Here is a 19,386-nt window from a genome sequence, read left to right as displayed (position 1 = left end):
CAAGTCACCTACGACGCGCTGACAGCACTCCTATACTCGGCCGTATGTTGTTTCAAGCCGGATCTTTGCTCCTTGTCATCATCAGTGTCTATCTGCTCAAACGCATCCACATCTTCTCGGACAAATCCTACAAGGTGGTGCAGGGGCTGGTGTTCAATCTCACCCTGCCGTGCGCCATCGTGATGAGTTTCGCCACGAACAAGCATCCGATGAATCTGCTGTGGCTGGTGGTGTTCGGCCTGTTCGCCTGCATGATTCCGCTGTTTATCGTGTATTTCGGCTCACGAGGCGACGAGCCGAAATACCGTGCCTACCAGATGCTCAACGCATCAGGCCTGAACATCGGCGCGTTCTGTCTGCCGGTGGTACAGACCTTCATGGGGCCGAGCGCGGGACTGCCGGTCATCATGCTGGATATCGGCAACGCCATCATCGCCACAGCGGCATCCCTGACCATCACCCGTTCGCTGCTGCATCTGGGAAGCCCCACCAAAAACCTACCGATGAGTCTCAGAATCAAGAACATCGCGCGCGACTTCTACTCATCCATATCGTTCGACTGCTACATGCTCATGCTGGTATTCATGTTCGCCGGCTGGACCGTACCGCAATGGATCGTCACACTGATCACACCGTTCGCCAACGCCAACGCGTTCGCAGCAATGGCCATGATCGGCTTGATGATGGAAATTCCCGACAATCACAAAGACCGTTCGGAATTGGGCAAAGTCATCGCATGGCGGTTCCTGTTCAGCATCATCATCGCGCTGTCCGCATGGTTCCTTCTGCCGTTAGACGAACGCGTCCGAGAAATCGTGGTGCTGGCCGCGTTTGCGCCGGTGACGATCTTCTCCACGAAATTCACTGATTCACTGACCGGCAACGCGAAACTTGCGGGCTTCTCACTGACCGTCACGGCCATCATCGGACTGACGTTCATGACGATTCTGCATGCAGTCCTGCCGGTGACCTGAAGTTTCCGGATGACGGCCACGCAATCCCTATGCATTATGCGTTGCGATGATACGTTCGATTTCGGCCAGATCAGATGCAAAATAGATACCATGCTGACGTTCCGTGGTGGAGAAGCCCGCATCGACCGTGCGCTGTAGGAACGCTTTCATATCATCATAGAATCCGTTGAGATTATAGAAGATGCAAGGTTGGTCCAGCTGATCAAGACAGATTTTCGACACCACCTCGCTGATTTCCTCCAACGTTCCCGTGCCGCCGGGGAAAGCGATGAACACGTCTCCAAGCTCGATCATACGGGTCCGTCGTTCCACAATATTCGGCACGACAACCAGTTGGGTCAGGTTATGGTGAGCAACGCCTTTGTCCACAAACATCTGTGCCTCGATACCGGTCACGTCGCCGCCGCGGGCGAGTACGGTATCGGCGATCACGGCCATCAATCCTTCGTCGGATCCGCCATACACCAGTCTGTTGCCATTGTCCGCAATCCATATGCCAAGTTCCTCAACGGCTTTCTTATATATGGGATCGTTCCCCTCATGCGCGCCGAGATACACGGTGATGTTCATACCCATCCTTCTTCGCCGGCGAACATGCCGGCATCACAAACCGTCAATCAAAACCACACTTTAACGCATCACCAACCCCCCGTCGACATGCAGGGTCTGACCAGTGATGAATGAGGCGTCATCGCTGGCCAGCATAGCCACGGCCCCGGCGATATCATCGGCGGTGGCGAGTCTGCCCAACGGTGTAGACGCGATGATGCGCTCGCGTACATCCTCAGTGGTGGCGCGGCTCGATTCGGTGCCAATGGTGAGCCCGGCCGCGATGGCATTCACGGTTACGCCCCATGCTCCAGCCTCCTGTGCCAATGATCTGGTGAAACCCACCAACGCACCTTTTGCCGCGGTGTAGTCATGATACGGCACGATCGGGGAGTCGACGAGATTGCTGGAGATGTTGATGACGCGTCCTCCGGCCTGACGCCGCATCTGCGGCAGCGCAGCTTTGCAGGTGTTGTATGCGCCCTTGAGGCATCCTTCGAGCTGTGTCGTGTAATCGGACCATCCGATGGTGTCGAATGTCTTGCGGTTGCGTGGGTCGAACGAATAGCGGGCGAATGCGTTATTGACGAGAATATCCAATCCACCGAATGTGGCGACGACAGTGGATATCATGTCGCGCACCTGCCCGTAGTCGGTGACATCGGCTTTGCAGGTGATCACGCGACCGGCCGCCCCGCAATCATTCATAATGCGTTGCGCGCACCGCTCCGCACGCTCGTCATCGCTGACGTAGTTGATGGCCACGCATGCGCCGGCGAGAGTCAGTCGCAACGCGATCGCCGCGCCGATGCCGCGACTCGAACCGGTCACCAACGCGACGCGTCCCTTCAATGGCAAGGAATCGGACTGCTGCATGGAAGTTCCTTTCGGTTTTGGACATATGGGTTTCGTGTGATTGCTTGAATGCGATTATTCGACATCCATATCGAAACCATCGCAGTACATATCGGTGTTGCGCTCGATATCGACCACATGCACCAAATCGAGCAGATTGAAACCGCCGTCATGGTGCCAGCCGGATTTCGCGCGGTTCATCTCCCCGAGCGGGCATATGCGGTCGATACCTGCCGACCCGACGCGTTGCGCCACGTCGAACAGACGATTCGGCCCAAGCGCTACGCCGCAAGTCTGCAGCCACTGAGCATAGGGACGCAACGAAGGCAGCGCGTCTTCGACATGGTCGACCGCCACGATATTGACGGTACGGTTCAACGGCGTGGACAGCGAATCGGCCATACCGACGGACGGATAATACAACACCGTCCAATCAGTGCCTGAACGCGACTGTATGACGAACGGATTGTCGGACGCGCCGTCCGCGGCCCCAGCCATTGATTCGGCCCCCAGCAGCAACGCTTTCATCTGCGCGGTGGAACGTAGCCGCTGAATCGCCATCGATTCCTCTTCGGATGGTGTGGAACAGGGATATTTACGTTGCTGGGACGATAACTCACATGCGAGCAATTCAGCGACCTGCGCGGGAGGAACGGCCCCGCCGCGCTCCACGAACATGGTCTGTGGAGCCAGACAGCTTTGCTGATCGTATGTGGCCACATCAACCGCCATGCGATGCACGGTATCGGTATACAGGTCGGTCCGCAGGGACTCACGGCCGATTAGCGAGAAACCGATTTTCGCGCCATAACTCAGGAACGGCTTCCCGGCACGCACCCGTGGACGGATTGCCTCAGTGGTATGCGATGAGCCATACGCGATCACCGCGTCAGCCTCGCCAATCGCGGCGTCCTCCAAATCCGTGGTGCCGCCATGCCACGGCATAATCGCCAAGGCATCCGCCATATCAGGATCGACGCTTCCCAAAGAACGGGCGAACAACACCGGCATCAGCGGCTCATCAAACGACGATTTGCCGAGAACCGCGCTTTTCACCAACAACGACATCGTCATGCTCCATACCGGAATACCCGGTACATTGCTGGAAAACACGTGGAACGACAATTCCGGTCCATACAGCCGCGTATATCCGCCCGAACGATTCGGACGATACTCATCAAGCATCTGCGGACAATCCAGTTCATCATCAACGAAACGCAGCAATTCCCGTCGCCGGAACATGCGCATATACCGTTTCAGCTCGAGACGTACCATGGAGGCATCGTAACCGGTAATCGCGGGAATAAGACGTTCTGCAAGCCGACGTTCCGGATATTGCGGATTCGTCCACAACTCGGCGGCCCGCGCGATGACATCGACGATTCTATCCGTGGAATACCGTGCTAGCGTCGCATCGCGATGCTGCCGTACGGAATCAGCCAGCGTATGCACCATACCGGCATCAAGCCGCGGGAAACGCAGCGTCACCGTATCGCCGCCGGGCAATGAAACATCATGCGTATCGAAATCGTCGAACGCGAATCCGCGCGGTGCGTAAAAAACGTCGACGACGCTCATGCGTTGGCCGCCATTACCTCATCAACGGTAATCGAACAGCCACGCGCCTCGGCGCCTTTCGCTCGGCCGTTGAGTGTGTAACCATAAGAAGATCTCACTCCCAGATCTTCCGTTAAAATCGCCAGGCAGGAATTCCAATTCGCCAAATCGTAATGCGCGATCACACCCTGCTCCTCGTCTGGCACCGGCGCAAGCGTGGCCGGATCAAGGAACACGGAACGTACCCACGACGGCGTCTCCTTCGAATAGTTCAATGAACCATCTGTGTAATAGGACAGGATGTTCTGATCGTAAATCTGCGAACTCAACTCCGTCATACCATACATATTCACGCAATGCGAACGGTCCACGCCAAGCGCACGAGCAAATGCCGCGTACAGATCATCAACCGTCATATCGGTGCGAGTGCTCTTGAACCCGCCCGTATCGAACACGCGCGAATCAGAGGCAAGACGATAGGTTTTATGCTGCTTGTCCAAATAATCCAACAAATACAGATAAGCCGAGGAAGCGCCCATCAGCATCACCGGCGCATTGTCGGACACTGCTACGTCAAGAAAACGCTCAACACCAGCGAAATCAAGACCATCCTTATGAAAGAAGAAGCTGCTGCCTTCCTCGCCACACTGTTCCACAGCACGGGTCAAATACCTTGACAGCGACGAATGCTCGTTCATATCCCACGCGGGGGAGAGAACGGCGATACGGATGCGTTCGCGGTCCGGCATGATGAAATGCCGAAACGGCACGATCATCGATTCGTCCCACACTTCCAGATCGGGGTGAAAATTACGGCCACGCTGACCGGGATGCGTGGTGCCGCTGGTGGTGAATACCGCTTCACAATCCCGTTCGGGCACGGAAGTGAGCGTCAGCATTTTGAAGCCGTCGACGGGCATGGGCGGAATCTGCATCCAGTCGGTGAGTGTCTGCGGGGTGACGCGTTTGGACATGCAGTAGGCCCGGTATGGCAGATTATGCTCGAATTGGAAGGCGAAGATGCGTTTCGCGAGCGTGTCGAACGCTTCGTCCGGTGCGCGGGAGCAACCGTATTGTGTGATGAAATCGAGCACTTTTTGCTTGATGATCGTCTTCTGTCCGTTGAGTTCCAGGGATTCCTGCGATGCTTGCATGTCCATTACCATATCCTCTCCGTCATATGTCGGATTGCCTCAATGATGTTGATTATTCTGCTTGTTTTGTATGTTCCGTGGGTTTGTCCGTATGCCGTGCGATTGCGTTTGGCAGATCGATGATAAGGGCCTTGAGTATCACTACGCTGAATGCGCCGACCAGAATCGAGTTTGAGAAGAACACGTGCATGCCGCCTTCAAGTCCGCTTAATGCGTTTGGCAATGCGATGCCAAGCAGGAGGGATAGGCCTATCACCACTTGGGTCTGATCGTTGTTCTCCGCCTTTCGTAACGTGTTGAGTCCGGTGCTGATGAGGCTGGCCGCCGCCGGCAGGAAGATGCCGCCGATTACCGGGGAGGGGATGAGCGACAGTACGGCGCCGGCTTTCGGTATGAAACCAAGCGTCACGAATACCACACCTGCGATAATCACCGGTACACGGGTGCGGGTCTTGCCTTCGTCTGTGACCTTGAGCAAGGCCACGTTCTGCGGATATGCGGTGGTGGTGAAACCGCCGATCAGTGAGGAGACCGCCGATCCGGCCGCTTCTCCGGCGAGGCCGTAACGCACCTGGCGGTCTTCAAGCTTTGTTCCTTGGATTTCTGTGGCGGCTTGGTACACGCCAAGCGCTTCCATGATGGCCACCATATAGGCTATGAAAAACGGTACGAAAATGGCGGCGTTGAAGTCGAAACCGCCGTATGGCATGAACTTCGGCAGACCGATCCATGGCTTGGACGCCACTTCGGAGAAGTCCGCCATGCCGAACGCCAAAGACAGTATGGTGCCTGCGGCCAGCGCGATCAGATATGACAGCGCCTTGAGCATGCCTTTGCCGAATTGGGAAAGCGCCACCACCAGCATGCAGGTGATGATGGAGACGGTCAGCGTCTTCGGATCGGCGAATCCCGGGTCTCCTGGCGCGCCGCCAAGGAATTCGCTTAGTGTGAAGCCGGAGAGTGACACGCCGACGAGGAGAATGATTACCCCCGACACGATTGGAGCGAATAGAAACCGCAGTTTTTCGATCACGCGGGTCAGGCACAATACCAGGAATATTAGCGAACTGACGAATATGGATGTGCCGGCGGCGGCCAATGATCCTGCAGCACCGGCGGAGATCATCAGCGCGTCGAATGCGGCGGACGGTCCTTGCACGATGGGAAGACGCACCAGTTTTGTGGCTTGGATGAGCGTGACCAGACCGGACACTATGAAGATGGCATTCACCATGTTTGATGACAACGCCAGAGGAAGGCCAATGGCTCCGGCCACGAACACGGGGTCGAGCCACACGTTTGACACGAGTACATGCTGCAGGCCGAGCAGTGTGTTTTTCATGGTGGCTTTTTTGACGGTCCGCTCTGTCGTGGTTTCCTTCGCGTTTCGCGGTGGTTCTGCGTTTTGCGATGGTGCCGCTTGCGTTGTTTCTGACGATGACGCTGTCCCGGCCATGGTTCCCTCTCTCCTTCGTCGGTTGCTTGCGCGCGCCGAAAATACAAAGGGCCTTGTCCCTTTAATGGGAGCCACACGTTTTCCCAGTACTCCCTACGCAAGCGTTATCTTGATCAGGTCGAAAGGTCCGGGCGATGACCACCGCCCATCTCAGCCGTATTCGGCACCCCTGTACTTCGGACGGAGACAATCATAACGTCACCGTCCAACCAAAAGCCCTGTGGCATGCGAGCGCTTTGAAAAACGCATGTCATAGGGCTTTTGCGGTAGTCGGTCCAGCTGGTTGCGCAATACGCGCGGGGTCGCTTGGCCGTGCGAGGTCTGTTAACGGCGTCGCTTGATTGGGGCCAGTTCGAATATCTCGTCGGAGGCCTTGGCCACTTCCGGACTATGCGTCACGATGATGACGCAATGCTGTTCGTCATGTGCCAAGGCTTGAAAGATGCCCATGATGTCGTCCTGCGTGGCGAGGTCGAGATTGCCGGTCGGTTCGTCCGCCACGATGATGGCTGGGTCGTGGCTGAGCGCGCGGGCGATCGCCACACGCTGCTGCTCACCTCCGGAAAGATGCAGAATGCGTTCGTTCGCATATTCCTGCGGCAGATGCACTTGTACAAGCAGATCGTTGACGATCTCTTTCTTCGAACGGTCGAAGGTCTTGCCGGAAGCGTCCATCGACAGGATGATGTTTTCCGCGACGGTCAGATTCGGCAACAGATTGAAACCTTGGAAAATAACGCCGATATCATGACTACGGTACCGGTATCGATCCTGCTTCGACAAATCGTTGCCGTTGTACAACACCTTTCCCTCTGTGGGATTGGCAAGCCCGGAAATCAGCGATAACATAGTGGTTTTGCCAGCGCCGGAAGGTCCGGTGATGGCGTGCACACTGCCCGACTGAAAATCATGACTGATATTTTTCAGCACGCGCTTGCCGCCCTTGGTATACGAGTAGCTCACATCGTCCAATCTCAGCACAGGCATATCGGATTGTTGCGAAGCTGTATTGGTGGTTTTGTCGGTTGATACGGTAGTTTGATCAAGACGTGTCTCGTCTGTTTTGGCCATGTCAAATCCTTTCAACGAATGATGATTGATGGTTCAGGAACGGTCGGCAAGAATCTGCAAAGGCTCGTATCGCAATACGAATACGACTGCGACTAATGCAGCGATGAGCGTCAGCCCAAGACCTACCAGCAGCAGTTGGCCCACCACGGTGAGGTTGACGGTTGCGTTGACAGAGGAAGCGTAATTCACCGCGCGGTCCATCATGCCTTCAGGACCGTTGCCGCCCTTGCCCGGCATGGCCGAATTCTGGTTGGATGCACTATCGGAATTCTGCGAATCCGTGGAATTCGAGGAGTCGTTGGCATTTCCGGAATCCTGCGCACCAGTGCCGGAACCATCAGCCGACCCCTGCATGTCGCGACCGAACTGTTCGCGTTGGTTGGTCTGTTGCGACTGCTGTTGTTCGATTTGGCTTGCCAGCAACTGGTTGGACACCGGCACTGAAGCCACCGCACCGGCGCAGGCGCCCAATGCGAGGCCGATCATGGTGACGATCAGCAATTCCAAGGTGAACTGCGCCGCAACCTTGACTTTGTTCACACCAATCGCGGCAAGCACGCCGATCTCATACTTACGTTCGCGTACGTTCAGCAATGTGATGACCACCAGCACCACGCCACCGACAGCCAGCACCACGATGAGCAGTGTCAACGCGAACTTCGACAGGTTGTTGAGCGGCACCAGGCTGGATTCGTAATTCTCCACATCGGCGGAGGAGACGGCATAGTCGTCGTCGAGCCCGGCGTTGATTGCATCCTCGCAGAATGCTTCGTAATCCGATTTGCTGGAGAACACGTACGTGTAATTCAGCCGTGCGGCGGAATCGGTGTCCGCGTCGGCATCAAGTCCTAACGATCTCAGTGTGGAGACCGACGTATATATGGCATTGGCCGGATCGGAGGCATTGGAGGCCATCGGCCCGCCCATCTGCTGGGTGGAATCGGTGGAATTCTTGTAAATACCGACGATGGTGAGCTGGTAAGTGGTGTCCGTGTCATTCGGATCGGCCACGCTGATGGTGTCTCCTACGGAGAGGGCATTGAAATCGGCGAGTGACTTGGAAATAATTGCGTCACCGTCACTGGATTTATCGTAGCCGAACACTTTGCCGTCAACCATGGTGAAGCTACCGTTCGATGTATTGGAAACCGCTTCGTCCGAAGAGAAGCCGACGAGCGAGAAATCGCCGCTGACCATGGACGCACCGCCGAAATCCTTGCCGCCGCCCATACCGCCGACATTGGGCCTGCCTTCACTAGACTGGTCTGAAGCGTCGGATTCGCTGGAATTGGACTGGTTTCGTGATTCACTGATGAGTTTTCGCGGTCAAGACTGATTTGTGCGGTCACAGTAGTGTTTTCCAAGCCAGTGTTTCGCGCGGTTGTGGCCGCTTGCCTAATGGACAGGCCGATGGTGGCGGCAGTGGCGATGATGGTCACGATGATGATGACCAGTATGTTGCGTCCTTTGTTTCTCGTGACGCTTTTCCATGCGTTTTTCACAACGAACATGATGTTTCCTTGATGAAAGAAGGGGTGAGGGGCCGCTGTCGCGATCGGCGTTGAGACCGATGATAAAAAATCGCTCTTAGCGAATTCCTCAGGGATTGCTCGACTGAAGCTGGAATGAATCTGAAAGTCTTCTGAATTAAAAACTCGACATGGGCGGGGCGTTCATTGCGGCAATGGTGTTAGGCTAACGCGTATGCCTATAAAATCCGAAGTCATTGCGAACCCCAAGTCGGAGCGCGTCCGCCGCGTGTCCGAACTCGCCGATCGAAAAGGGCGGAAACGGTCTGGCCGTTTCATGGTGGAAGGCCCCCAGTCGGTGCGTGAGCTGCTGACATACCATCCAGGACTTGTCGAGGACCTCTACGTTGAGGTCGAGTCGGCACAGCCCGATGCCTCATTTGCGACACCTGTTGTCGCGCAGATGGCGGGCAAGGCCATGCAATCCGGCGTGTATGTGCACAAGGTCACTCATGCGGTGATGCACCGTATGAGCGCCGACGCGCAAGGCGTGCTTGCCGTCGCGGATATGCAGGCTTTCCTTGATTCGTCCGCCGTTCTGGACGATTTCGACGGGCATGCGATGGTCGCCGCGTTTTGGCAGGTTCGCGATCCCGGTAACGCCGGAACCGTGATTCGTTCCGCCGATGCGGCCGGCTGCTCCGCCGTGGTATTGGTCGACGACTGCGTGGACATGTTCAATCCGAAAGTGGTCCGCTCCACCGCGGGATCACTGTTCCACCTTCCGATTCTGACCATGGGAACGGACGACTTCTTCGCATGGTGCGATACTCACGAGCTGGCAGTGTATGCGGCCGATGTATATGGCACGGATTCCCGACAACCGGAATCTCTGACGGATGTAATTGCCATGCCGGAAACGCTTGCCGGGGCCAAAGCGGTGTTGTTCGGCAATGAGGCGCGTGGATTGACCAAGGAAGTTTTGGAACGAACCGATAGGATCGTGTCCATACCGCTTTATGGCAAAGCGGAATCCTTGAACCTTGGCACTAGTTCGTCGGTAATGCTGCTGAGCTTGGCTATGTCGAGTCATGTTGAAAGAATGTAGAGTCGGAAAACGTTGAAATTGCGCGTTTTTCGCGTAAAACAAACGGGAAATGAGAAAGGTATCTCGTGGCAGAAGGTGCGGTATTCGACGCCCAAGCGGTAACCAATGCGGTTGCCGAGGGCATCGCGAAAATCGAAAACGCCTCCAGCATGGAGGAATTGAAAGCCATCAAGACGCAGTACGCCGGAGCGGAATCCGCGATGACGCAGGCCAGCAAGGCCATCGGCATGCTGCCGAAGGACCAGAAGAAAGACGCCGGCAAGATTATGGGCAAGCTGCGCGCCGACTTCGGTCGTGCGTATGGCACCAAGGAACAGCAGGTCAAGGCTGAGGAAGAGGCCCGTGCGCTTGCCGCCGAAACCGTGGACATGACCCTTCCGGTCAACCGCAAGCCGCTTGGCGCGCGCCATCCGTTGCCGAAGCTGATGGAGGATGTCGAAGACTTTTTCATCTCCATGGGCTGGCAGATTTCCGACGGTCCTGAAGTGGAAACCGAATGGTACGACTTCGACGCGCTGAACTTCGGCCCCGACCATCCGGCACGTCAGATGCAGGATACCTTCTACGTTAAGGGCAATCAGGCCAAGGACGCCGCAGGCTTCGTCGGGTCCAACATGGTGCTGCGCACCCAGACCTCCTCCGATCAGGTGCGTGGTCTGCTCACTCGTGGTGTGCCGCTGTACATCGCCTGCCCGGGTCGTGTGTTCCGCACTGATGAGCTCGACGCCACCCACACCCCGGTGTTCCACCAGGTGGAGGCTCTTGCGGTCGACAAGCATCTGACCATGGCCGACCTGAAGGGCGTGCTCGACAAGCTTGCCGTGGCCATGTTCGGTCCGGAAGCAAAGACGCGTCTGCGTCCGAGCTATTTCCCGTTCACCGAGCCGAGCGCCGAACTCGACCTGTGGTTCCCCGATAAGAAGGGCGGCGCAGGCTGGCTCGAATGGGGCGGCTGCGGTATGGTCAACCCGAATGTGCTGAAGTCCGCTGGCCTCGATCCCGAGGTCTACACCGGCTTCGCCTTCGGCGTGGGCGTGGAGCGTACCCTGCTGCTGCGCCACGACATCAACGACATGCACGACCTAGTCGAAGGCGACGTGCGATTCAGCGAACAGTTTGTGATGGGGGAGTGATTGACCCATGCCAATGGTTGACATTGATTGGCTCAAGGACCATGTCGAGGTTCCGGAAGGCCTTACATACGAACAGCTTGCCAAAGATCTGGTGAAGGTCGGTCTCGAAGAGGAAGAGATCCACACCTCCCAGCTGGTCGGTCCGATCGTCGTCGGCTATGTGGTCGATGCCACTCCGGAACCGCAGAAGAACGGCAAGATCATTAACTGGTGCCATGTTGACGTCGGCGACGAATACAACGAGACCGATGAGAACGGCAACAAGGTGCCGCGCGGCATCATCTGCGGCGCGCCGAACATGGCTGCCGGCGAAAAGGTCGTCGTGACGCTTCCTGGCGCTGTGCTGCCGGGTGATTTCAAGATCGAACCACGCAAGACCTACGGCCATATTTCCAACGGCATGTGCGCTTCCGAACGTGAGCTTGGATTGGGTGATAACCATGACGGCATCATCCTGCTGCGCAAGTACGGCTTCACCCCGGAAGAGTATGAGAAGCTCCAGCCGGGCGACGACGCAATGCACCTGCTGCACTTGGATGAACCGCTGCTGGAGATCAACATCACTCCGGACCGCGGCTACGCGTTCTCATACCGTGGTGTGTCTCGCGAATACCATCATTCCACCGGTGCGGCCTACACCGATCCGGCTGTCGCTCTGAACGAGAAGGCGCCGATTACCAAGGGCCTGCCGGAAGGCACTAAGACCGACATCGAAGTGATCGTCGATGACAATAATCCGATTCACGGTGTGGTTGGATGCGATCGCTATTACGCTCGTGCGGTCAAGGGATTCGATCCGGCCAGCCATACGCCGAACTGGATGCGTCGCCGCCTGGCCCGCGCTGGCATGCGCTCCATCTCCTTGGCTGTGGATGTCACCAACTATGTGATGCTCGACTTGGGACAGCCGATGCATGCCTACGATCTGGATAAGATCGAAGGGCCGATTGTGGTGCGTCGCGCCAACGAAGGTGAGAAGCTCACCACGTTGGACGGCAAGGATCACGATTTGAGCGTCGAAGATCTGCTGATCACCGATTCCCCGAACGGCGCACGCGGCTCCCGTGTGCTTGGCATCGCAGGTGTGATGGGCGGCATGTATGGCGAGGTTACTGCTGAAACCAAGAACATCCTGCTGGAATCCGCGCACTTCGATCAGGTGTCGATCGCGCGTTCCGCACGCCGTCACAAGATTCCGTCCGAAGCCTCCCGTCGTTTCGAACGCGGTGTGGATGACCAGCTGCAGCCGGCAGCAGCCCAAATGGCCGCCGAACTGATGATTAAGTACGGCAATGGCGAGCCGAGCGAGCACCCGACCGACTTCAATACCGTCTCCAACCGCCGTCCGATCCTATTCAAAGCTTCGGAAGTGGCTCGTGTGGCCGGACTTGACACGGATGTGAACACCATCAGCGACATTCTTACCGATATCGGTTGCTCCGTCGCCGGAGGCGGCAATGGCGAGTTTTCCGTGGTGCCCCCAAGTTGGCGCCCCGATTTGAACGAGCCGTGCGATCTGGTTGAGGAAGTGGCGCGTCTTGTCGGATATGACGAGATTCCTGTCATCGTGCCTCCGGCACCGGTCGAAGGCAAGGTCGGTCTGACTGCCGAGCAGCTGCGTAAGCGCCAGGTTGCTGATGAACTTGCCGAATACGGTATGGTGGAAACGTTGAGCTATCCATTCGTCGGCGATGAGGATTACAAGAACTTCGCGCTGGACGCCGCTGAGACGAAGAACGTCAGCGTGGAGATCGCCAACCCGCTCGCCGGTGATCGTCCGTTCCTGCGTCGCGATATTATTCCAACGCTGGCACAGACCGTTCAGCGCAATCTGCGTCGCGGCGTGGAGAATGTGTCGCTGTATGAGATCGGCCACGTGTATCTGTGGGATCCGAACGCTCCTGCGATTCCAGCACTGCCGGGTGCCGTCAAGCCGACGGACGAGCAGCTTGCCGCGCTTGATGCCGGTCTTCCGGATCAGCCGATGCATGTTGCTGGTATTCTGACCGGCAACGCCGTTGACTCCGGTTGGCTGGGCGAGCGCCGCGCAGTGGATTGGTCTGACGCCGTCGAGGCGGTGCAGCGCATCTCCGACCGTATTGGCGCAGCTCTAACACTGAATCAGCCGAATGCTGAAGACGTGCCGGCACAATGGCATCCGGGCCGCGCGGCCCGCGTGATGGCCGGTGACGTATTCGTCGGCATGGTCGGCGAGCTTCACCCGCACATTAACGAGGCGTTGGGCTTCCCGGCCCATTCCGCGGCCTTTGAATTGGATTTGACCGCGTTGTTCGCCACGTTGAGTGGTAAGCCGGTGCAGGCCAAGCCGATCTCCACCTTCCCGCCGGTCAAGCAGGACCTAGCTTTCACGGTGTCCACCGACGTTACGGCCGCTGAACTCAAGCAGGTCATCGTCGAAGCCGCCGGAGACAGTCTTGAAAGTATTGAGCTGTTCGATGTGTACACCGGCGATCAGCTGGGCGAAGACGAAAAGTCCTTGGCCTACGCGGTCACGTTCCGCGCTCCGGATAAGACTCTCGCTTCCGAAGACAGCGAAGCCATCCGCAAGCGTATTGTGGATGAAGCATCCAAACTGGGTGCGCAGCTGCGCGCCTGATCCCGACCTTCCCAAGAACAGAGGATGATTATGAACAAACCGGAACAGTATCAGCCGAACAACACCGACGAACGTCAGGAGACGGCTGATGCTGCTCCGGTTTCGTCATCTTCTGACGCCGCTGCGCCTTCACAGCCGGAGTATGGTCAAATCAGCCAACCCGAATATGGCGCGATGAGCAGTCAGCTGCCAGTCGGCTACGATCCATACGTGTATGGCGCGCCTGAACCTGAACCGCAACCCGCGGATGCCGTTCGGCAGCAGAATACGCAATACCAAACGGGGCAATACCCTTCAAATGGGCAGCAGCCGATGCCTCCGTACAGTGCGAATGGACAACAGAATCCATACGGTGCCAATCCGTATGGTCCAAATCCGTATGATCCGAACCGATATCCGCAACGGGGCAATATGCCCTATCTGCCGAATCTGGATCTTAACGATCCTCGGCAGAATCCCGCATACGGCCATTGGGATGCCTATGCGATCATGTCTCTCGTGTTTGCCGTGCTGATGCCGGTGCCGGTCCTTCCTGCGTTGGTCGGCGCGATCTCGATGTGGCGTACCAAGAAGCTCCATATGAAAGGGCATGGTCTTGCCCTTGCCGCGGTAATCATCAACGTGCTGTACACCTTGGCCGTGATTTGGTTGGCGATGCATGGACTTTCCGTCGCTGACCTGTATAACGAGGCGTTGCAGAATATGTTTGGCGGTGCAGGATCAGGGCAAGGAGACGAATCGATCACCGCCTGATTCGGTCTGTTTCCCGGTCTTTTAATAATCGTCATAGTCACGCAGTGACCACTATGCGACACGAAATGAATGCATAATTATGCAATGTAATGCATAAAGTGTATGCTGAATGTGTTTTCAGTGAGTCAATGAAAAGAGACGAGACATGGCCAAATACACAGTAGCTGTGGCCGGCGCGACCGGATATGCAGGAGGCGAGGCCCTCCGTATCCTTGCGGCCCATCCATATTTCGAAGTGACGTGCGTGGCCGGGCATTCATCCGTTGGTGACAAGCTTGGCAAGCATATGCCGCATATTCCGCAACTTGCCGACCTTGTGGTGGAAGACACCACTCCGGAAGTGCTTAATGGGCATGATGTCATTATTCTTGCCCTGCCTCATGGGGCATCCGGCGCATTGGCCTCGCAGCTTGATCCGAATGCCGTGGTGGTGGACTTGGGGGCCGACCATAGGCTTGAGGAAAAAACCGCATGGGATGAGTTCTACGGCGGCGACTTCTATGAGCACTGGACTTACGGCATGCCTGAGCTCATTACAGGCATTGCGGCGGACGGCTCCTACATCAGGCAGCGCGAATCTCTTGCCGGAACCAAACGCATCGCGGGACCGGGATGCAATGTGACCGCTACCACGCTAGCGCTCCAGCCAGGTGTGGCCCAAGGACTTGTCGAACCAGTCGACATTGTGGCTGACTTGGTGGTCGGCTATTCCGGAGCCGGCAAGAATCTGAAGCGTACCAACCTGCTGGCCGCAGAGGCCTTCGGATCCGCATTGCCGTATTCAGTGGGAGGCACGCATCGCCATATTCCAGAGATTTTGCAGAATCTCGCCCATGCGGCAGGCAAGAACGCTTCCGATGCAAGTGAATTCACGTTGGGATTCACTCCGATTCTCGCTCCGATGGCTCGAGGCATTCTCGCCACGGTCTCCGCTAAACTCACCGACAAGGCTTTGACGATGACGGACGAGCAGATCAGGCAGGTTTGGCTTGACGCTTACAAGGACCAGGATTTCATGGTGGTTCTTCCGGAAGGCGTGATGCCGGCCACCGGAAACATCATCGGATCGAATGCCGCCCATATACAAGTGGTGGTTGATCATAAGGCCGGACGTCTGCTGGCGTTCGCGGCCATCGATAATCTCAACCGCGGCACGGCAGGACAGGCTGTGCAGTCACTGAACGTGGCGCTGGGACTTCCCGAAGATGCAGGATTGACGAAGATTGGAGTGGCACCGTGAGTGTAACATTTGCGCAAGGTTTTTCCGCGGCCGGCGTGGAAGCCGGTATTTCCGCAGTCGAAGGCAAGAAGGATCTGGCTCTTGTAGTCAATAACGGTCCGCTGGATGCGGCTGCTGGAGTGTTCACTTCGAATCGTTTCTGCGCGGCTCCCGTGCAGTGGACGCGCAAGATTGTGGCCGACGGTCATGTGAAAGCCGTCATCCTTAATTCCGGAGGCGCAAACGCATGCACTGGCCAGCCGGGATATGAGCAGTCCAAGGCCACGGCCCAAAAGGTCGCGGCGCTTGTAGGTGCCAAAGACAGCGATGTTGCGGTCTGCTCCACGGGTCTGATCGGTGAGCTTCTGCCTCTTGACCATGTGCTTTCTGGCGCAGGCAAAGCGTTCGCGGCCCTTGCCGATACCGCTCAGGCCGGTGCGGATGCGTCCCATGCCATCATGACCACCGACACCAAGCCGAAAACTGTTGAGTTGGAAGGCTCCAACGGCTTCCGTATCGGAGGCATGGTCAAGGGGTCGGGCATGATTGCCCCGCAGTTGGCCACCATGCTATGCGTCATCACCACGGATGCCGTGGTGAGCGCCGGCCAGTTGCAGGCGGCGTTGAATACTGGAGTGGAAATGTCGTTCAACCGAATCGATGTGGACGGATGCATGTCCACTAACGATACGGTGCTCCTGCTCGCATCCGGCGCTTCGGGTATCGAACCCGATCCGGACGAATTCAAAGATCTCGTAGCGCAGGCCACGGCGTCTCTGGCACGCCAAATCATTGGCGATGGTGAAGGCGCGAGCCATGACATCCGTGTCAAGGTGACTGGTGCCACCACGGAAGATGCGGCGCTTGCTTGCGGTCGTGCGGTAGCGGCATCCAATTTGCTGAAATGCGCCATTTCCGGCAATGACCCGAATTGGGGACGTATTGTCAGCTCGTTGGGCACTGTGCCACCGGAAGTCGCGCCATACGATTCCAATAAAGTCACGGTTGATGTCAATGGCGTGCGTATCTGTGAGAACGGCGGAGCCGGACGCGACCGATCCGAAGTCGATATGACTCCGCGCGAGGTGCACATCGACATCGATTTGCATGCGGGAAATGCGGAAGCGACCGTCTGGACCGACGATTTGACCCACGAATACGTACACATTAATGCAGATTACGAAAGCTGATTGAACGGTAATGACCAAGGAACTCAAAGGACCTGGATTCCATTTTGACGTGCATACCGATTTGCGCGCCGACCAAAAGGCGGAAGTGCTAATCGAGGCACTGCCATGGCTTGAGGAATTCGCTGGACAGCGCATCGTCATCAAATATGGCGGCAATGCGATGATCGACGATCATCTCAAGGCCTGTTTCGCTGAAGATATGGTGTTTCTGCGACAGGTCGGCTTGCATCCGGTTGTGGTGCATGGCGGAGGTCCGCAGATTTCTCACATGCTTAAGGCTTTGGGCATTAAGTCGGAATTCAAGGGAGGCCTGAGGGTCACCACGCCGGAGGCCATGGAAGTGGTGCGTATGGTTTTGACGGGCAAGGTTTCCCGTGAACTTGTCGGATTGATCAACGCCCATGGTCCGTTCGCGGTCGGTCTTTCCGGCGAAGATGGTGCGCTCTTTTCCGCCATGCAGCGCAAACCGATCATCAATGGCTCTCCAACCGATATTGGTTTGGTTGGCGACGTGGTGAGCGTCGACGCATCCGCGGTTGAGGATCTGATCAATGCCGGACGCATCCCTGTCGTGTCCTCGGTGGCTCCAAATGAGGATGATGCTACCGAAGTGTTGAATGTGAATGCCGATTCCGCGGCTGCGGCGCTTGCGGCCGCTCTTGGCGCCAGCAAGCTGGTCGTGTTGACTGATGTGGATGGCCTGTACGCCGATTGGCCAGACAGGGACTCTCTGATCGGACGTATCGGCGTGGAGAACCTACGCGATATGCTGCCGGATTTGGAAAGCGGCATGCGCCCCAAGATGGAGGCCTGTGTCAGGGCCATCGACGGAGGCGTGCCGCGCGCCCACATTATCGACGGACGCAAGCCGCATTCCATCCTGAATGAGATTTTCACCACAGACGGCATTGGAACCATGGTCGTTCCCGAAGACGGTATTGAAATGAGGAGCTCGTATGGCAACTGAACAGTTGGAAAACCTCGGCAGTGAGGACGCCAAGTGGCTGGGGAAGTACTCCCAGGTGCACATGAACGTGTTCGGCACGCCTCTGCGCGTTATGGATTATGGCAAAGGCGCGCATATCTGGGACGTCGATGGCAATGAATACCTCGACTTCCTTGCGGGCATCGCAGTGAACGCGCTCGGCTACGCCCATCCGAAATGGGTGAAGGCCATCAGCGAGCAGGCCGCTAAAGCCGCCCATGTGAGCAACTACTTCGCTACGGAGCCGCAGATCAAACTGGCGTCGAAGCTCATTGAGCTTGCAGGCGCTCCCGAGGGATCGCATGTGTATTTCGGCAACTCCGGAGCGGAAGGTAACGAGGCGGCATTGAAACTCGCCAAACTGTATGGCCGCACCTTACCGGGCGCATCGCCTGCCATTGGCGGAAAGCCGGCACGTATCATCGCCATGACCCACGGTTTCCATGGGCGTACCATGGGCGCGCTGTCCGCAACGTGGAAGCCCGCTATCCGAGAAGTGTTCGAGCCGCTGGTTCCCAATATCGAATTTGTCGAAGCTAGTGACGATGCCGCGTTGCATGACGCGTTTGCCGAAACCGGTCCCGGCAAATATGGCAAGGGTCCTGTTGCAGCCGTCATCATGGAGCTGATTCAAGGTGAGGCCGGCGTGCGCCCGCTTGGTGCCGACTACGTGAAGAAGGCCCGTCAGATGTGCGACGACAACAATGCGTTGCTCATCATCGATGAGGTCCAGACAGGCATCGGGCGCACCGGATCCTGGTTCGCATTCCAGCGTGAGGATCTTGCGGGCGGAGTGGTTCCGGATATCGTAACCTTCGCCAAGGGCGTTGCAGGCGGTTTCCCGATGGGTGGCATGATCTCTTTCGGCGCCAAGCTTTCCGCGCTGTTCACCCCAGGATCCCACGGCTCCACCTTTGCGGGCAATCCTCTCGGAGCGGCCGCCGCGTTGGCCACGTTGGAAACCATTGAGGAAGACGGCCTTGTGTCCAACGCCGAGGCGCGTGGCCAGCAATTGCGTGACGGCATCATGGCTTGCGGTAATCCGCTCTTCGTCTCCGTGCGTGGACGTGGCTTGCTCGATGCGGTCGAACTTGCCCATCCATGCGCGCATGCGGCGATGAATTGGGTGTTGGAGCACGGTCTGATTGTCAACGCGGTGGCGCCGGATGCGCTTCGTCTTGTCCCTCCGTTGGTGGTGACCGAACAGGATATTGATCAGGCCATCTCCATCCTCGCGAAGATCCCCACGGATCTTCCCAACGACTGAACATAGCCGCCAATCACAACGAACCGGAA

General features: G+C 57.1%; 16 protein-coding genes and 1 riboswitch. Of the genes, 9 read left to right on the top strand and 7 right to left on the bottom strand.

Annotation, left to right across the window (positions count from 1 at the left end):
• Nucleotides 1–44 precede the first annotated feature (44 nt).
• Nucleotides 45–974, top strand: coding sequence for an AEC family transporter (locus BBCT_RS05330; protein WP_003834598.1), 930 nt, complete (start codon nucleotides 45–47; stop codon nucleotides 972–974).
• A 27-nt stretch (nucleotides 975–1,001) separates the two neighbouring features.
• Here the strand turns inward: BBCT_RS05330 and BBCT_RS05325 are convergent, their stop codons facing one another.
• The 7 genes from BBCT_RS05325 to BBCT_RS05295 form a co-directional block, all read right to left on the bottom strand.
• Nucleotides 1,002–1,544, bottom strand: coding sequence for an LOG family protein (locus tag BBCT_RS05325; protein ID WP_033513288.1), 543 nt, complete (start codon nucleotides 1,542–1,544; stop codon nucleotides 1,002–1,004).
• A gap of 60 nt (nucleotides 1,545–1,604) precedes the next feature.
• A complete protein-coding gene (locus BBCT_RS05320) occupies nucleotides 1,605–2,399 on the bottom strand; it encodes an SDR family oxidoreductase (protein WP_003834601.1) in 795 nt (264 codons plus the stop codon).
• A gap of 54 nt (nucleotides 2,400–2,453) precedes the next feature.
• Entirely contained in the window at nucleotides 2,454–3,956 is a 1,503-nt protein-coding gene (locus BBCT_RS05315) for an acyl-CoA reductase (protein WP_003834603.1), read from the bottom strand.
• Complete coding sequence (locus tag BBCT_RS05310; protein ID WP_047750745.1) at nucleotides 3,953–5,095, bottom strand: LuxE/PaaK family acyltransferase; 1,143 nt, start codon at nucleotides 5,093–5,095, stop codon at nucleotides 3,953–3,955. Before BBCT_RS05310 ends, BBCT_RS05315 begins: the two co-directional genes overlap by 4 nt.
• 46 nt (nucleotides 5,096–5,141) lie before the next feature.
• Nucleotides 5,142–6,431, bottom strand: coding sequence for a solute carrier family 23 protein (locus BBCT_RS05305; protein ID WP_003834606.1), 1,290 nt, complete (start codon nucleotides 6,429–6,431; stop codon nucleotides 5,142–5,144).
• A 187-nt stretch (nucleotides 6,432–6,618) separates the two neighbouring features.
• Nucleotides 6,619–6,726: riboswitch (TPP riboswitch) on the bottom strand.
• 143 nt (nucleotides 6,727–6,869) lie between these two features.
• Complete coding sequence (locus tag BBCT_RS05300) at nucleotides 6,870–7,616, bottom strand: ABC transporter ATP-binding protein (RefSeq protein ID WP_003834609.1); 747 nt, start codon at nucleotides 7,614–7,616, stop codon at nucleotides 6,870–6,872.
• 33 nt (nucleotides 7,617–7,649) lie between these two features.
• Complete coding sequence (locus tag BBCT_RS05295; RefSeq protein ID WP_003834610.1) at nucleotides 7,650–8,846, bottom strand: ABC transporter permease; 1,197 nt, start codon at nucleotides 8,844–8,846, stop codon at nucleotides 7,650–7,652.
• A 474-nt stretch (nucleotides 8,847–9,320) separates the two neighbouring features.
• On the opposite strand from BBCT_RS05295, the gene BBCT_RS05290 reads away from it, so the two are divergent.
• From BBCT_RS05290 to BBCT_RS05255, 8 genes are all read left to right on the top strand, one after another.
• Nucleotides 9,321–10,193, top strand: coding sequence for a TrmH family RNA methyltransferase (locus tag BBCT_RS05290; protein ID WP_003834612.1), 873 nt, complete (start codon nucleotides 9,321–9,323; stop codon nucleotides 10,191–10,193).
• Between the two features lie 65 nt (nucleotides 10,194–10,258).
• A complete protein-coding gene (gene pheS, locus BBCT_RS05285; protein WP_003834614.1) occupies nucleotides 10,259–11,326 on the top strand; it encodes a phenylalanine--tRNA ligase subunit alpha in 1,068 nt (355 codons plus the stop codon).
• A gap of 7 nt (nucleotides 11,327–11,333) precedes the next feature.
• Complete coding sequence (pheT, locus tag BBCT_RS05280) at nucleotides 11,334–13,943, top strand: phenylalanine--tRNA ligase subunit beta (protein WP_128805876.1); 2,610 nt, start codon at nucleotides 11,334–11,336, stop codon at nucleotides 13,941–13,943.
• Nucleotides 13,944–13,967: 24 nt separating this feature from the next.
• Nucleotides 13,968–14,696 carry a DUF4190 domain-containing protein gene (locus BBCT_RS05275; protein ID WP_003834617.1) on the top strand — a complete coding sequence of 243 codons (729 nt, stop codon included), beginning with the start codon at nucleotides 13,968–13,970 and terminating at the stop codon, nucleotides 14,694–14,696.
• 145 nt (nucleotides 14,697–14,841) lie between these two features.
• Entirely contained in the window at nucleotides 14,842–15,936 is a 1,095-nt protein-coding gene (gene argC / locus BBCT_RS05270; protein ID WP_003834618.1) for an N-acetyl-gamma-glutamyl-phosphate reductase, read from the top strand.
• The gene (argJ, locus tag BBCT_RS05265; protein ID WP_003834620.1) at nucleotides 15,933–17,105 is read left to right on the top strand and encodes a bifunctional glutamate N-acetyltransferase/amino-acid acetyltransferase ArgJ; all 1,173 of its coding nucleotides are present in this window, start codon (nucleotides 15,933–15,935) and stop codon (nucleotides 17,103–17,105) included. Before argC ends, argJ begins: the two co-directional genes overlap by 4 nt.
• 10 nt (nucleotides 17,106–17,115) lie before the next feature.
• Nucleotides 17,116–18,072, top strand: coding sequence for an acetylglutamate kinase (gene argB, locus BBCT_RS05260; protein ID WP_003834622.1), 957 nt, complete (start codon nucleotides 17,116–17,118; stop codon nucleotides 18,070–18,072).
• Nucleotides 18,062–19,357 carry an acetylornithine transaminase gene (locus BBCT_RS05255; protein ID WP_003834623.1) on the top strand — a complete coding sequence of 432 codons (1,296 nt, stop codon included), beginning with the start codon at nucleotides 18,062–18,064 and terminating at the stop codon, nucleotides 19,355–19,357. Before argB ends, BBCT_RS05255 begins: the two co-directional genes overlap by 11 nt.
• Nucleotides 19,358–19,386 lie beyond the last annotated feature (29 nt).

The sequence above is a fragment of the Bifidobacterium catenulatum DSM 16992 = JCM 1194 = LMG 11043 genome (assembly GCF_001025195.1).
Taxonomy (GTDB): domain Bacteria; phylum Actinomycetota; class Actinomycetes; order Actinomycetales; family Bifidobacteriaceae; genus Bifidobacterium; species Bifidobacterium catenulatum.
Note: the sequence above shows the minus strand (reverse complement) of the source record. Positions and strands in the feature narration are given on the sequence as shown.